General features: G+C 56.1%; 15 protein-coding genes. 3 read left to right on the top strand and 12 right to left on the bottom strand.

The genetic code is table 11. From position 1 onward, the window contains the following. Nucleotides 1–137 precede the first annotated feature (137 nt). From Q9L42_RS14760 to Q9L42_RS14750, 3 genes are all read right to left on the bottom strand, one after another. Complete coding sequence (locus Q9L42_RS14760) at nt 138–644, bottom strand: hypothetical protein (RefSeq protein ID WP_305907645.1); 507 nt, start codon at nt 642–644, stop codon at nt 138–140. Next, on the bottom strand, nt 645–1,079 hold the full coding sequence (locus tag Q9L42_RS14755) for a hypothetical protein (RefSeq protein WP_305907646.1): 435 nt from the start codon (nt 1,077–1,079) through the stop codon (nt 645–647). A 99-nt stretch (nt 1,080–1,178) separates the two neighbouring features. Beyond that, nucleotides 1,179–1,814, bottom strand: coding sequence for a class I SAM-dependent methyltransferase (locus tag Q9L42_RS14750; protein WP_349431325.1), 636 nt, complete (start codon nt 1,812–1,814; stop codon nt 1,179–1,181). Nucleotides 1,815–2,224: 410 nt separating this feature from the next. Between Q9L42_RS14750 and Q9L42_RS14745 the strand changes: the two genes are divergently transcribed. After that, nucleotides 2,225–2,686 carry a YkvA family protein gene (locus Q9L42_RS14745; RefSeq protein ID WP_305907648.1) on the top strand — a complete coding sequence of 154 codons (462 nt, stop codon included), beginning with the start codon at nt 2,225–2,227 and terminating at the stop codon, nt 2,684–2,686. 1 nt (nt 2,687) lies between these two features. Further along, a complete protein-coding gene (locus Q9L42_RS14740; RefSeq protein WP_305907649.1) occupies nt 2,688–3,560 on the top strand; it encodes a ZIP family metal transporter in 873 nt (290 codons plus the stop codon). Nucleotides 3,561–3,585: 25 nt separating this feature from the next. On the opposite strand, the gene Q9L42_RS14735 is transcribed toward Q9L42_RS14740, so the two are convergent. From Q9L42_RS14735 to Q9L42_RS14695, 9 genes are all read right to left on the bottom strand, one after another. Beyond that, complete coding sequence (locus Q9L42_RS14735) at nt 3,586–4,395, bottom strand: class I SAM-dependent methyltransferase (protein ID WP_305907650.1); 810 nt, start codon at nt 4,393–4,395, stop codon at nt 3,586–3,588. Between the two features lie 87 nt (nt 4,396–4,482). Next, nucleotides 4,483–5,025 carry an acyl-CoA dehydrogenase family protein gene (locus tag Q9L42_RS14730; RefSeq protein ID WP_349431324.1) on the bottom strand — a complete coding sequence of 181 codons (543 nt, stop codon included), beginning with the start codon at nt 5,023–5,025 and terminating at the stop codon, nt 4,483–4,485. Then, a complete protein-coding gene (locus Q9L42_RS14725) occupies nt 4,971–5,651 on the bottom strand; it encodes an acyl-CoA dehydrogenase family protein (RefSeq protein ID WP_349431322.1) in 681 nt (226 codons plus the stop codon). Before Q9L42_RS14725 ends, Q9L42_RS14730 begins: the two co-directional genes overlap by 55 nt. 62 nt (nt 5,652–5,713) lie before the next feature. Beyond that, nucleotides 5,714–6,649: a SufB/SufD family protein gene (locus tag Q9L42_RS14720; RefSeq protein ID WP_305907652.1), complete on the bottom strand. Its 936-nt coding sequence runs from the start codon at nt 6,647–6,649 to the stop codon at nt 5,714–5,716. After that, complete coding sequence (locus Q9L42_RS14715) at nt 6,636–7,358, bottom strand: ATP-binding cassette domain-containing protein (RefSeq protein ID WP_305907653.1); 723 nt, start codon at nt 7,356–7,358, stop codon at nt 6,636–6,638. The genes Q9L42_RS14720 and Q9L42_RS14715 overlap by 14 nt, the downstream gene beginning before the upstream one ends. A gap of 3 nt (nt 7,359–7,361) precedes the next feature. Then, nucleotides 7,362–9,353 (bottom strand): heavy metal translocating P-type ATPase, encoded by a 1,992-nt coding sequence (locus Q9L42_RS14710; RefSeq protein ID WP_305907654.1) that lies wholly within the window; start codon nt 9,351–9,353, stop codon nt 7,362–7,364. 108 nt (nt 9,354–9,461) lie between these two features. Next, entirely contained in the window at nt 9,462–11,981 is a 2,520-nt protein-coding gene (gene feoB / locus Q9L42_RS14705) for a Fe(2+) transporter permease subunit FeoB (protein ID WP_305910182.1), read from the bottom strand. A gap of 104 nt (nt 11,982–12,085) precedes the next feature. Then, nucleotides 12,086–13,030, bottom strand: coding sequence for a radical SAM protein (locus tag Q9L42_RS14700; RefSeq protein WP_349431321.1), 945 nt, complete (start codon nt 13,028–13,030; stop codon nt 12,086–12,088). Nucleotides 13,031–13,154: 124 nt separating this feature from the next. Then, nucleotides 13,155–13,529: a NifB/NifX family molybdenum-iron cluster-binding protein gene (locus Q9L42_RS14695; protein WP_305907657.1), complete on the bottom strand. Its 375-nt coding sequence runs from the start codon at nt 13,527–13,529 to the stop codon at nt 13,155–13,157. A gap of 170 nt (nt 13,530–13,699) precedes the next feature. Here Q9L42_RS14695 and Q9L42_RS14690 point away from each other — a divergent pair, with 170 nt between their 5' ends. Then, entirely contained in the window at nt 13,700–14,398 is a 699-nt protein-coding gene (locus tag Q9L42_RS14690; protein ID WP_305907658.1) for a metal ABC transporter ATP-binding protein, read from the top strand. Nucleotides 14,399–14,401 lie beyond the last annotated feature (3 nt).

Raw genomic sequence — 14,401 nt, 5'->3', positions numbered from 1 at the left:
ATCAGACGAGTCAGCGATGGATTTTTTCCGGAAAATGGCCTGGGCTGATCAAAATGAGTGTGGCAAAAGTTGGGTATCGGTTGAAAAAAAGGCTTTTTCTGTCAGACACTAGTTACATTAAAGCCGCTTTATTTTTGTCAGTGCAATGAAAGTCTTTCAACCAACAAACCATTGATGACGGCAAAGATTATCAGATATAAACACAGCACCCACGTATAGGTCACGCCAAAATAATGGATCATTAACGGCAGCAACGGCGGTTTTATCGCCCGACTACAGAGAAAAGTCGCGATCAGCGCCTCTCGCATTCCTTTTTGCCGCAGTTCGCTCAATAGGGCGTACCAGGCATAGATCGGTCCCATTGAGACGATACCTCCGATCACTGCCATTCCCCAACCTTGGAGACCACTCTGTTTGCCCAAATAACGGCTGATTCGTTTAGGATCGACCACGAGATTGGCGATAAGCAGCAGTAAAAAAATCAGTCCTAATACGGGTATCAACTTTCCCATTGACTGTCTGAAAAAAGTCGGTGCTCGTATCGACGCTTCCGGATTAAGAATACCGACCAAGCCATAAGCGAACAATACCAAGACTAGAAACGTCCAGCCGTGGTAACGGTTTTTTTGTTGTTCGCCCCGCATTCAGATCGTACCCAGTAAGCGCAGGGTGGATGTGGTCAAAAACGCGATCGCAATGGCCATTAAAAAAGCGATCAGGTTGCGATAAACGGCAAAGCGCGCTCCCAATATCAACGCTTCGGTCGGTATCTGTATCATTCCGACTGTGACCCAGGTTACCAGCAGGGCGGTAACGGCTGTTAATCCTACGCCGCCATTTAGCATTTCTCCGGCCAATAGATAGCTGGCCAGCGGATGGCCGGCGGTCATGCTGCCGATAGTAGCGGCAAGCAGGGTATCGAGAAGAGAACCATTTCCAAATAGGCCAGCATAAAACTGCTCCGGGAACAGTGTGATTAGGAGACTGGTCAGCAACAGCATGCCGACGATAATAGGCAAGACATTAATGAAAGTCCGTGCGCTCTTTTCAAAGCAAATCAGTAAATTAGCTTTATACATAATGTTTACAGGCTCTTAGCTGACTATCTGCTGTTTACTTGCTGCAGGATCATCGGCGCATTCCAACTGAAGCGGACTCTTTACCACAACGGCGATCGATCAGCTTTCTGTTGTCGCCGAAACTACCACAAAAGAACAATGACCGCGCCCTGGGCGTAAGGCTTCGATCTCCCGTATTTCCGGAAGGGGGTGTGCGAGTGTCTGGCCCCAGGCATCAATGGTAAATCCGTTATCGAGTAGCAGCTTTTCCACTTCGTCGGCGGAAAAGAACGTGGCTTCCTGATAAAAAACGCTTTCGTGCTGATGCGCCAGATAATGTGCGCCGATCGAGCTGGTCCGGTCGATGAAGCCGATCACCAGACGCCCGCCGGGTTTGAGTATTCGGCGTGACTCGGCCATCATAGCTGTTGCTGAATCGACGAAACAAATGGTTGTCACGTTCAGGGCATAATCGAAACTGTCTGTCGCGAAAGGTAAATTCTCGGCCGTCCCATGCACGGCCTGGATTCCTCTGGCCCGTGCATGCGCCAGCATGGCGGGGGAAGGGTCTACGCCTACCTGTATGCCCAGCGGCGCGGCGAAACGGGCGCTGCCGACGCCGATTTCGAGTCCCAACCCCCGCCATGGAACGAAGGGGCGTAGCGCGAGAAGTTCCGAAATATAGGCGGCTTCATGTTTTTCAAACCACGCTTCATAGCGTAGATGATGATCTTCGAACGGTGCAATTTTTGGCATACAGAACGCTACCCCGGGAGCATTAAAGGTTTTATCCGAATATCCGTGACTGGATGCGGTTATTCAACGTTGGCTGTAAAATACTGGCATTTCCGATCGACATTGACAAGCGTAATTTGCGCCCATAATATGATTCACTCAGTAGTCGGTAGAGCTCCCGAGATTTATCTTTCTGCACGATGAGTTTTCCGCCCGAACTTTCACGATAGGCATCATTGTAGGCTCCTATCTTATTCGAAATCGATCAGTACTAAGCGAGTTGAGATTAGGTGTTAAACGAATTGCCGATTCCCCTGGTTGAGTAAGTACCTAATCGGTCTTTAATCGCATCGCTAGATTGATGTCCGAAGCCTCGGTGGCGCTTGCAATCCGCTATCCACTTTTTTGCAAGTCGCTTAACGGAATTCAATATGAATGTTGATGACAAAAACCGGCGCGCTAAAGACGGCTTGAATCAAGCCTTCTTTAAACGCAACGGCAAAAAAATGACGGGGCGGCATTTTGATCGGATTATCGAAAAGGCGCGCGAAATCGAGGCTAAGGCTAAAAGCATTCCTGCCTTGCATAAAGTTATTAAGGATGTGTTGCTGTGTCTGGAATTGATCAGGGATTATCGTTCGGGCGTCTACAAGGATATCGAGACCTGGGCGATTGTCGCCGTGGCGTTTGGTCTGCTGTATTTGATTAATCCGGTCGAGTTGATTCCGGATTTCATTCCGGTGGTTGGCTATCTCGATGATGTCGCAGTGATGGTGGTTGTCTTGAAACTGGTGAAAGTCGAGATCGATAAATACGCGCAGTGGCGAGAAAAACGTTCGGAATATGAGGATGCTTTCGGACGCCTGTTGAATCACGATCGAGACGGAAATTAACTTGACTATCGATTGGCATCCGACTTTATTCAGCACCTTAGACGCTGGTATTTTTCAAGTAGCCTTCCATTGGTTTGCCGAGCGATCTCATATCCTCCAGGCCCTGTTGGCTGCCTTGTTTACCTGGGGCATGACTGCGCTGGGCGCAGCGTTGGTATTCTTCACCAAACGCATCAACCAGAAATTGCTGGATGCGATGCTTGGATTTTCCGGCGGGGTGATGTTGGCGGCCAGTTATTGGTCATTATTGGCTCCGGCGATCGACTTGTCGCAGGGTTATGGCGCTTTGGCCTGGTTTCCGGCGGCGCTGGGATTCGGACTGGGGGCGTTCGTACTCAGTCTGTCCGACAAGTTGTTGCCGCATTTTCAGCTTGGAGCGTCAGTGCAGACAGAAACGGCGGAAGACACGACCTGGCGACGCACCTTGTTATTGGTTTTCGCGATAACGCTGCATAATATTCCCGAAGGCTTAGCGGTCGGTGTCGCCTTCGGTGCCTTGGCCTGCGGTTTCGATTCCACTAGCCTCGGCGCCGCAATCGCCCTTGCCCTCGGCATCGGTTTGCAAAATTTTCCCGAAGGTTCGGCGGTGGCGTTGCCTTTGCGTCGCGCCGGTTGGTCGCAACTCCGCAGTTTCTATTACGGTCAGTTATCGGCCGTGGTCGAGCCTATAGCCGCGGTGATCGGCGCGGCCGCCGTGACCGCCTGCATGCCCATCATGCCTTATGCCTTGGCCTTCGCCGCCGGCGCGATGATCTATGTCGTCATCGATGCGGTGATCCCCGAGTCGCGGGATCGCGGCAATACCGAGATCGCGACGCTGGGCGCGATAGTTGGGTTTATCGTGATGATGGTGCTCGACGTCGCTTTGGGTTGAGGCGTTCCTATTCTGTTGGAGAACCTTAAGCCAATGCGGGATTATGCTCGATCACATACAGGAAGCGCACCAGCGTTCCGCGCTCGGCGTGGTCCTTGAACCAGCCGTTTTCGGCCATGCGGGCCTCGCACAGGAAGGCGTTGCCTTCGGCCGTGAACTCGGCTTGCAGGGTGTGTGAGTATTGGTAGTTTTTTATCCAGTGCTCGCGGATGTTCCGGGTGAAGTCGTGCTGAACATAGGTGAAGCCTAAAGTCTGCAAAGCCTTGTCCATGCGGGTATGGCCGGGTTGCAGTATGGTCTCGGGCTCGTCGTCTTCTCGGGCCTGGAACGCGGCGATGAGCATTCGGCCGCCGGGCTTCAGTCTGGCATTGAGCTTGGCCAGGGTCTTGTTGTAATCGCCCATGAAGTAGATCGAATCGATCGCCAGGATCGTATCGTAATCGCCGTCCGGCAACTCATCCCGGATCAGATCCGCGCAGCGAAAATTCAGCGAAGCCGTCTCCCGGGTCCGGGCTTGCGCCTGGGCGATGGCTGCATCGGCATAATCGAGACCGAGGATATCGCAACCGCTCTGCCCATGCAGATATTCGCTGATATAGCCGTTCGAGCAGCCGACTTCCAACACCTTCTCGCCGGGCTTCAACAATGTCGCCAGAAATTCCATTTCCTCGATGTCCATCATGCCGTGCTGGCACAGGTCCCGGCCGTAAACGGCCTCACAAAAGCGCGAATGCGCCCGGCTTTCGACCGCCCGACGAAAATATTCGTTATACCAGTCCTTGGAAAACATCTCGGCCTGGCCCATATCGGTCGTGTGGCTCATCAATTCGTTCATGCTTTGTTCCATGATTGTCTCGTGCCTCTCGTAGTTGTTCGATTATGAATTGGGGCCGCGGCCTGAACGGCGCGGGACGCGGCCGGATTAGAAACGGAAAAACGGCCAGTCGGGATCGAGCCCGAGCAGGATTTGACCGACCGATTCCAGCTTGCTGGCGTTGGTGAAGCCGTGTTGGGCGATGACGTGAGCATCGCGGAAGTGTTGGGCAAAAGGGGATTCTTCGCGTATCGCCGAGGCGCCGGCGATCTCCTGGATCAGCCTGACGGCTTGGGCGCATTCCTGCGTCGCATGGGTCATCGCCAGCTGCATGTCGCCTTTACGTTTAAGCGTGATCGGTCGGTCGGAGACGGCCTCCTGCCAGGCTTGCTCGAAGGCCTCGAAGAAATAGGCGCGGCAGGAACCGAGCTTGGCTTCGGCCCTGGCCAGCTGTGCTTGCGCGACACCCTGATGCTTCAGCGTTTTCTGACCGTAGGCCGGAACCTTGTTGCCGATCAGTTCTATCGCTTCGTCGATGGCCGCGCGTGCGACGCCCAGCGCCGGCGCCACCAGCGCACCGATCGCCGGCCAAATCGTCAGGCGGTAAAGCGCCCCGTGTAGGCGTCGCCGGGTTGTTGCAACGGTCTCCATGGCGCGGTCCAGTGTTCGGGAATGAAGACGTCCTGCATGGCGACGTCATGACTGCCGCTGCCGCGCATGCCCATGGTGTTCCAATTGTCGACGATTTCCGCCTCGGAGGCCGGGACCGCGATAATCTTGGTTACGGCATTGCCGTCGTCGTCCAGGCGCAACTCGCCGTCGTCATGGACATTGGCGAAGCCGATGAAGGCCGTGGCATGGTGGGCGCCGCTGACATACGAGGTGCGCCCGGAAATACGGTAGCCGCCCGCCACCGGAACGGCTTTGCGGGCGGGGTTGAAGGCGCCGACTGGAATCGCGTCGGCGTGGAAAATCTCCGCCGCCGCGCTGTCGTCGAACCACGGCGCGAACAGGTCGTGGGCGACGGCGATTTGCAGGTTCCAACCCGCCGCGCTGTCGATGCGCGAGACGGCTTCGATGATGCGGAAACCCGAGACCGGGTCCAATTCATAACCGCCGAAGGCCTTGGGCCGCCACATGCGATAGAGTCCCGTCCGATGCATCGCCTCGGCCACCGGCGCGGACAGTTTTCGTTCGCGCTCGGCTTCGGGGGCGTATTGGCGAATGATTGGCTCGATGTCTCGAACCGCGTTTAACAGATTCTCGGTTATAGTCATGATTCTCCCGGGTGTTCGGCGATTAGTCTCATATTATAATATCCTTATTCATTATAGGGAAATCAGCGCAACATGCCCAACACGATCATGTCGGTGGCTTGTTCCGGAGACAGACCGTGGGCGATCAAGGTTTCCAGTTGTTTCTTGTCGACCGTGCCGATCGCCGCTTCATGGGTGATCTTGGCCAGAGGGTGACAAACCTTGACGATCGGCGTCGATTGACCGATCGCCTGGTCCTTGATGATTTCCAGACAGTCCATATGACCTCGGGCGCCTTCGGCGCGGCCCTCGGTGACGCCGACGATGTCGGCTCGGGCTTCGTCCTCTAATGCGACCCGGCTTTTGATCATGCTGCGGGAGAAACGGCCGTTCAGGCTGACTTTTTCGTCGATGCTGATGCGGTCGAGTTGATGGCCGTAGACGCGCGAGACCAATTCGACAACGGCCTCGTCGTCGGCCTGTACCGATTCCTTCAGGTCGAGCTTGCCGACCAGGCCCGACGTCAACGAGAAATCGGCGCTGTAACGGGCTTTTTTGCCGACCTTGACGGTATTTTTCGTCTGCACATCGATGCCGGCCGACAGGCCGTGTATATGGCTGTCGCTGAAATGCAGTTCCGAGCCTTCGCCGAGTTCGATGGTTTTCTCCATGCGGTGTCGGAGGCGCTCGACGTTGGCGAACAGGCCGTGGGCGATGAACGTGGCCTTGGCGCCGGCTTCCAGCGTGATAGCTAGGTTGAAACGCTGTCCGCCTATGCGTTGCAGCAGGCCGAAGCACAGATGGATCGGCTTGTGGATGTGTTGATTGCGGGCGATGCGGATTTTGGCGAGGGTGATGTCATCTTGTTCGTCAATCTTCATCGCGACGCCGGGGATCGTCTGTCGGCTCAGCAGGGTTTGACCATCGGCGACCAGGTGGGCTGTGTCGCGGTCGTTCAATACTGCGCCGTCGGCGCCGGCGGCATTCAATAGCGCATAAAATGACTCAACCCGCTGCATAGTCGCACTCCTGACCGTCACAGACGATACATTGTCGGGATTTGTATTGTTCGACGATCTGTTGTGGATCGCCGCTGGCGATGATATGGCCGCCGCACAGCAGCGAGGCGCGATCGGCGATGGCGGCGACTTCTTCGCGGTGACTGATCAACAAAATTGCCGAGCCGTTTTGCTTGATACGGCCGATGACGGAGAGGATGTTGCGAATCGAGAGCAGATCGATGCCGGACACCGGCTCGTCGAGGATGCACAGTTTGGGTTGCAGGGCCAGCATCGAGGCCAGTTCGATGCGTTTGCGCTCGCCGCCGCTCATGGTCTGGTCGAGCGGCCTTTCTAGATAGTGAGTCGGGTTCAATCCGAACCGGTTCAGACAGGATGACGGATCGATTTGCTTGTCGCCAAGACTCAGGTAATCGCGCACCGAGATGCCTTCGAACAGGGCCGGCTCCTGCCAGACCATCGACAGTCCGAGGCGGGCGCGGTCCTGCATGCGTCGGTCGCCGATGTATTCGCCTGCGAACAGGATTTTTCCGGCGCTGAGGCGGTAACCGTCGCAGCCCATGATCAGTCGCGCCAACGTGCTCTTGCCGGTGCCGTTGGTGCCGATCAATACATGGGTCTCGCCGGCTTCGATGGACAGGCTCAGGTCGTTCAGTATGGTTCGATTGCCGGCCTTGAAGCGGGCATGATGGATTTCCAATAAGGCCATCGTTTAACCTTCTTGTTCGGCGACCGCGTTTTCGGCTGTGGACGGTTGCGCCGGATTGCGGCACAGTCGCTTGCGTTCGGTCAAACTATCCATTTTTTGGAAAACCGGTCCCAGCAACGATCGCTCTATGCCGGTGAAATACAGGCGGCCGGCATTGACGACGACGAACACCGAGCTGAAGTGGTGCAGCAACGCGGCGAAGATCGGGTTCAGAAAGCCGAAGGTCGCCAGCGCCAGACCGACGCTGTTGAAGGCGACGGCCCACAGATAATTCTGGCGGATGATGTTGCCCATCTTATGACTGAGGCGCAGGATCGTGACCATGTCCTGGGCGTCGTGGCCGAGGATCACGATATCCGAGGAGACGATCGCCAGGCTGACATTCTTGTGACCGCCGATGGCGATGCCGACATTGGCGGCGGCCAGGGCCGGCGCATCGTTGACGCCGTCCCCGACCATCGCGACCCGGCCTTGGGCCTGGAATTTCTGGATCAGCGCCGTTTTATCCTCCGGCGTGCAATTGAAATGATATTCATCGGCGCCGATGTAGTCGGCCACCCGCCGGGCTTCCTGTTCCTCGTTATCGCCGGTCGCCAGCACGACTCTGTCGATGCCGCAGTCGTGTATCGTTGCGGCGAGGTTTTGCATTTCCGCCAGCATGATGTCGCGTATCACGATCACGCCCTGAACTTGCCCGTCCAGCGCCAGCCAGATCGCGCGGCCGCTGTAATCGATGGCCGGGATCTCGATGTCCTGATAACGTAGCGTTTCGGCGCTGCCCAGCAATATTTCCTGCTGTTCGATGTGTCCCCTGATGCCGCGGCCAGGCAGGTCCTCGGCCTGTTTAACCGGTAGCAAGGCGTCGACGCCCTGTTGTTTCGCGTAGTTGATAATCGATCGTGAGATCGGGTGATCGAAGCGGGACTCTATCGACGCCGCCAGTTGCAACAGGCGCAGTTTCGGCATATCGAGCTCGATGACTTGGCTGACTTCCGGTTCGGCCAGCGTCACGGTGCCGGTTTTGTCCAGAATCAGGGTTTTGATGTCCTGCATGCTCTCCAGCGGCTCGCCGCCCCGCGCCAGGATGTTGCTGCGCGCCAGTCGACCGATATTGGCGGCGAACGCGGTCGGCGTCGCCAGCGCCCAGGCGCAAGGGCAGACCACGGCCAGCGCGGTCGCCATCAGATGCAGGCTGCCGGTGATGTAGAACAACATGAACGCATAGGCGGTGACCGACAGCAATAAGATCTGCACCGTGGTGTCGGCGCGCCGCTGCAGCTCCGATTTATTCAGCAGGCTGTTTTCGATTTCCTGGCTGATGACTGCAATGAACGAGTCGTCGCCGTTTTTATCGGCCTTGACCTGCAGCGGCTCGGTCAGATTCAGCGTGCCGGAGGTGACGCTGGCGCCTTTTTCTTTGTAGACAGGGAAGGGTTCGCCGGTGATGATCGCCTCGTCGATCGACGAAGCGCCGTCGAGAATCAGGCCGTCGATCGGCACCATCGCGCCTTTGGGAATGATGACGACATCATCTTTTTTGATTTGGTTGATCGGGACTTCCTCGATCCGGTCGCCTTGCAACAACTGGGCGGTTTTCTTGCCTTCTTGGATCAGGCTTTCGATTTTTTCCCGGTTCTTGCGGATGATCGTAAACGAGATATAAAGCCCTAAACCGATGAACCAGGCCACCATCGCGCCGCTCAACGGCGCGCCGTCGATCAGCGTAACCGTCATGACCAGCACGATCAGCAGCTCCGCCGAGACCTTGCGCATCAACAGCAGGCTTTTCAGCAGGCCTTCCAGATATAGCGCCAGACAGAACAAATAAAACGGCATGCCCAGCCAATACAGCGCAGGCAGGTCGTAGAGCGCATCGAGGCCGTAAAAGATCATCGGGATCACCGCGGCGATGACCCTGAGCAACATGATGTCCTGATGCGGACTGATTTTAAGCAGCTGTGCGTCGATTTGATCGAAATAAATTTTGTAAGCCATATTTGTGTCCTGAGTTAAAGCAATTTGTGATGCCGCTGAGGAACGAAGCGCATCATGCGTATGAATCGGTTATCGATGCGCTTCACTGCGTTCAGCACATCTATCCATTCAATCTGCCACGGTGCGCCGTTTGCCCCAATGGCGAAAACTCAGCACAATCCCTGAGGCGGTCAGCGCGATTCCGGCCAGCCAGGCCGTCGAACTGGCCGGGTGCTGAGTGTAGGTCGCCAGTTGATAAAACAGCGTCGCGCTCAGATAGGCCAGGGCGCTGGCCCAGACCACCATGAACAGCGCCCAGCCCCGACCGGATTCCTTATAGGCGGCGGCCGTCGTCGCGATGCACGGAAAATAAAGCAATACGAACAGTAAATAGGCGAAGGCGCCGATTTGGCCGTGAAAATGCCTATGCAATGCCGCCGTGAATGGAGAGGGGCCGGATGTCTGTTGCATGCCAGCGAGGCCGAACATTTTTTTCAGACCCTGCGGTATCGTGTTAAAGGCCGCTATGACCGAAGCGCCCAAGTCGAAGGCTTGCGCACCGTCGACGGCTTTTCTGGCATCGGTTTCCGCATAAATCGTTTTCAGCGTGCTGATCACGACGACCTTATGCAGTACGCCGGTCAGCAACGCGACCGTCGCCGGCCAATTGTCTTGTTCGACGCCCAACGGCGCCAGCGCCGGCGTAACCGCGCGTCCGGCCGCGCTGAGCAGCGAATGTTCGATGTTGTTGGTCTTGAACGAGCCGTCCGTGCCGATCGACGCGAGCAGGTTCAGGATCACGACCATCGTGACGATGATTTTTCCGACCCTGACGACGAAGGCGCGGACCCGGGTCCAACTGTTGAGCCAGACGTTTTTCAGTTTCGGTATATGGTAGCTGGGGATTTCCATCAATACCAACGAGAATTCCTGATGGAGAAACGTGTGTTTCAGCAGCAACGCGGTCAGCACCGCAAAACCGACGCCGATCAGGTACAAGGTAAACACGATCAGTTCCGCGTTGTCGGGGAAAAACGCCGCGGCGAACAGCGTGAACACCGCCAGGCGCGCACCGCAGGTCATGAGCGGATTCAACAGGATGGTCAGCAGGCGGTCGCGCGGCCGTTCCAGCGTACGGGTCGCCATCATCGCCGGCACGTTGCAGCCGAAGCCGAGGATCATCGGCACGAAGGCCTTGCCGGGCAGCCCCAATACTCGCATCAGCCGGTCCAATGCAAACGTCGCCCGCGCCATATAGCCCGACTCCTCCAGCAGCGAGATGAACAAATACAGAAAGCCGAGGATGGGCACGAATGCGGCGACTTCGCGAACGCCGTTGCCGACGCCCGAGGATAGCAAGACGATCAGCCAGGACGGACTGTCCAGCAGCGTCAGAAAATGGCCGACGCCGTCGACGAACAACGCCTGGGCGAGATCGTTGAAGAAAGGCTTGAAGGCGCGGCCGAGTTTGATCGTCAACGTGAACAGTAAGTAGATCACCGCGAAGAAGATCGGAATCGCCAGGAAACGATGCAAGATAATGCTGTCGATCTTATCGGACAGGCTGCGACCAAGAGCCGCCGAGGACGTCAGCGTTTCGCTCACCAGCCGGTTGATGTAGGCGTAACGGCTGTCGGCAATCAAGATATCGGCTTCTTCGCCGCTTTGATCCTCGATTTCCCGGCGCAATTGCTCGGCTGTCGCTAGCACGGAGGGGGCGGCGTGGGTTAGCGCGTAACCGTCCCGTTCCAGCAACTTGGTGGCAAGCCAGCGCGCGTCGCCGACGGGCTTGCCTGACTGCTGTTCAATCTGAGGGGTCAGGTGATCGAGCGCCTGCGCAATCTTGGGTGGGTAATCGACCACCGTATGGGCCAGGATATTTTGTGCCACGAGGCCATCGATGGTCGATTTCAAGGCCTGGACCTGCGCGCTCCGGGTCGCGATTAACGATTCCAAGGGACAGTCGAGACGGCGGGCGATTTCGTCGCTGTCGATAAGCAAATTGCGGCCGCTGGCGTCGTCCATGTTGTTCAGCACCACCAGCAGCGGCAGCCGCATTTCCAGCAGTTGCAGAGTTAAATACAGGTTATGTTCGAGATGCGAGGTGTCGACGATATTGACGATCAGGTCGGCCTGCTGAGCCAGGATGTAATCGCGGGCGATTTGTTCGTCCAGCGACGAGGCTTTTTCGCCGACGTCCAGCGCATAGATGCCGGGCAGGTCGACGACGTTGATACGCTTACCGGCGTATCGATAAGCGCCGGATTTTTTCTCGACCGTGACCCCGGCCCAGTTGCCGACATGTTGGCGGGCGCCGGTCAAGCCGTTGAACAGCGTGGTTTTGCCGCAGTTGGGATTGCCTATCAGCGCGATCGTGAATGCCGGCTCGGGCGTCGTCCGCCGCGCCCCGGTGCTTTCGTTAGCCAGACGTTCGACTCGCAGACCCGCCACCTCGTCGCGGCGCAGACTCAGATCGGCGCCGCGTATCCGAATTTCGACCGGATCGCCCAATGGCGCGATGCGTACGATCTTGAAGTCGGCGCCGGGGGTCAGGCCCATCGCCAGCAATTTATGCCGGTGGGGACGAAATGCCGGGTCGAAACCGAGAATGCGGCCGCTGTCGCCAGTCTGCATGTCTTTCAATCGCATCAATACTTTCTCCGTTAGGGGATGCTGAAAAATGTAGATTGGGTTAGCGAAGCGTAACCCAACAACAAACTCAAGATGTTGGACTATATGCCATTCGGCCCAATCTACTTCTTGGGTCGATAAGCTCTCAGATAGTAAGTCTTGCCTTGATATTGTAATTCCCGTAACTGGTTTTTCCGGACCAGGTTTGCAACGATAGACCAGTCGCTTTGACTCTTGGCCAGCAGGGTCTGAACGGCGTCCCGGCGCATCGGGTGGACCGCCGTGATCGCCAATAAATCCTCGACCGGATCGCCGCTGGCAGCGAAGGCGTTGCCTTCATAGCCGGTCAACAGCTCGACATTGGCGAGGCGTGCTTTGATCGTTTGATAAATCGCATTGAGCCGCTCGGCATCGGGCGCGGCCATGCCGGCTTCGGCGGTCGGCCGGGTTGGGATGGCCAGATAGGCCTTATCCGGTTGCAGTTGTTCCAGATAATCGCCCAATGGGTTGATCTGCTCGTCGGCGGTATTGATGGCTTCGAGCAGCATCGTTTCGGTGGCCAGGAAACCGTCGAAGCCGTCGGCGAATGATTGAATGGCCGGCAATATCGTTTGCAGTCTCAAAGCGGGATCGGGGCGGTTAATGCGCCGCCAACAGTCTGCATCGACGCTGTCAATCTTCAGCGACACCCAATCGGCCAGTTTCAGCGCTTCCCTGACATCGTCGCGCCAGATCAGCGAGGCATTGCTGATGACGGCGATGTTGATGTTCAACTCGCGCAATAGCTTGATCGATGTCGCCAGATTTCGATCGAGCGTCGGTTCGCCGTCCGGGACGAAGGTCAGATAATCGACGCGCTCATCAGGTTCCAGTCTCGACAAACGGTCTTTGACGGCCTCGACGATTTTTTCCGGTTGGAAAAAGACGCGCGGCGCGATTTCGGTTTGAGACGTCTTGCCGACCTGGCAATACAAGCAGGAATAGGAACAATGTTTGGGCGGAATATTGTTGATGCCCAGGCTGCGCCCCAGGCGTCTGGATGGAACGGGGCCGAATACGATGTTCATGTCATGCTTCCTCGACGTTATATTCGTTTCAAACCAGCAGTAGGAGTCCCGCCCTCGGGCCGAATGAAACGTTTCGCGCTCCTACGAGAGCCTATGGATTAAGAAAGAGTTCCTAACGGGTCAGTTAGTCGCCGCGTTCATGGGCATGTCTATGGCCGTGCTCATGTGGTTCGATCGCGCGAGTAACCAAGCTTCCATTGAGATAGGATTCGACCGCCCGATCGGGTACGGTTTCCGTCGTCACGACGGCTTCGATGTTCTTGTCTTCGAGTCGACGCACCAGACCCGAGCCCATGCCGCCGGCGATCAGTACCTGAACATCATCCAGCGGCGAAGGGTCGTGCGGGAAGCTGTCGTGAAACGATTGTTCCTTAGTCAGTTCCAGCAATTGTTTGTCGGCTATCGAATCGTTTTCGATGTGGTAAATCCAGAATTTTCGACAGCGTCCTGCGTGCTCGGTGATGTCTCGCCGGTTTTGGCTTGCGACTGCTATTTTCATGCTCAACTCCTATAAAGGATTGGATAGGCTACAATTAGGCGCACTTGCTCGCAGTAACAGAAATAATGCTAACATGAGTTTTCATGCGATAAATAGCTAATGCATGTTTTTAGAATATAATAAATTCTTAAAATTTGAAACCGCTTTCAATAAAAATAAGAGGTAGCAGCATGACTGATGAAAACGCGGTGTTAACGGTCAGCCACCTTGATGTCGCTTATGACGGCGCCGGCGTGATCAGCGATCTGTCCTTTTCCGTGGACAAAAGAGATATTCTGGTCGTTTTGGGCCCGAATGGCGCCGGCAAAACGACCTTGCTCAGGGCTTTGCAGAATTTGTTGCCCTATCACGGAACGATCACTTGGCAGGCTCGGAAGATCGGTTATTTGCCGCCGCAAGAATTTCTGCAGCGACAAAACCTGCCGCCGCTGACCATCGACGAATTTTACGCCTTCAAAAATCCGGCGGAGGGTGACGTCTCAGAGATACTGAGTCAAGTCGGTCTGGACGAGAGCTTGTTGAGCCACCAGTTCGGCGAGCTTTCTACCGGGCAGTTTCAACGCATGATGATCGGTTGGGCCTTGCTCGACAAACCGGATGTGTTGATTCTGGACGAGCCGACCTCGGGCATCGATGTCGGCGGCGAGGAAACCATCTACAGCTTATTGCATCAATTCTGGCGGAATCAGGAATTGACGATCCTGTTGGTCTCCCATGATTTGAATATCGTCTGGGAATACGCCACCCAGGTCATTTGTTTGAACAAGCAGCAGATGTGCATGGGCAAGCCCGAAGAAGTGTTGACGCCGGAACAATTGAAAGCATTGTACGGAACCGGCATCAAATTTTACCGCCATCAACACAGGTGACAG

Source organism: Methylomarinum sp. Ch1-1 (genome assembly GCF_030717995.2).
GTDB lineage: Bacteria > Pseudomonadota > Gammaproteobacteria > Methylococcales > Methylomonadaceae > Methylomarinum > Methylomarinum roseum.
The sequence above is the reverse complement of the archived record's forward strand: the minus strand, read 5'-3'. Positions and strand labels throughout refer to the sequence as shown.

Coding starts and splice junctions, on each gene's coding strand:
- Q9L42_RS14700 (WP_349431321.1), bottom strand. CDS start 13,030: ATGAACATCGTATTCGGCCCCGTTCCATCCAGACGCCTGGGGCGCAGC.
- Q9L42_RS14690 (WP_305907658.1), top strand. CDS start 13,700: ATGACTGATGAAAACGCGGTGTTAACGGTCAGCCACCTTGATGTCGCT.
- Q9L42_RS14725 (WP_349431322.1), bottom strand. CDS start 5,651: ATGACTATAACCGAGAATCTGTTAAACGCGGTTCGAGACATCGAGCCA.
- Q9L42_RS14695 (WP_305907657.1), bottom strand. CDS start 13,529: ATGAAAATAGCAGTCGCAAGCCAAAACCGGCGAGACATCACCGAGCAC.
- Q9L42_RS14760 (WP_305907645.1), bottom strand. CDS start 644: ATGCGGGGCGAACAACAAAAAAACCGTTACCACGGCTGGACGTTTCTA.
- Q9L42_RS14745 (WP_305907648.1), top strand. CDS start 2,225: ATGAATGTTGATGACAAAAACCGGCGCGCTAAAGACGGCTTGAATCAA.
- feoB (WP_305910182.1), bottom strand. CDS start 11,981: ATGCGATTGAAAGACATGCAGACTGGCGACAGCGGCCGCATTCTCGGT.
- Q9L42_RS14730 (WP_349431324.1), bottom strand. CDS start 5,025: ATGGAGACCGTTGCAACAACCCGGCGACGCCTACACGGGGCGCTTTAC.
- Q9L42_RS14720 (WP_305907652.1), bottom strand. CDS start 6,649: ATGCAGCGGGTTGAGTCATTTTATGCGCTATTGAATGCCGCCGGCGCC.
- Q9L42_RS14750 (WP_349431325.1), bottom strand. CDS start 1,814: ATGCCAAAAATTGCACCGTTCGAAGATCATCATCTACGCTATGAAGCG.
- Q9L42_RS14715 (WP_305907653.1), bottom strand. CDS start 7,358: ATGGCCTTATTGGAAATCCATCATGCCCGCTTCAAGGCCGGCAATCGA.
- Q9L42_RS14735 (WP_305907650.1), bottom strand. CDS start 4,395: ATGAACGAATTGATGAGCCACACGACCGATATGGGCCAGGCCGAGATG.
- Q9L42_RS14710 (WP_305907654.1), bottom strand. CDS start 9,353: ATGGCTTACAAAATTTATTTCGATCAAATCGACGCACAGCTGCTTAAA.
- Q9L42_RS14755 (WP_305907646.1), bottom strand. CDS start 1,079: ATGTATAAAGCTAATTTACTGATTTGCTTTGAAAAGAGCGCACGGACT.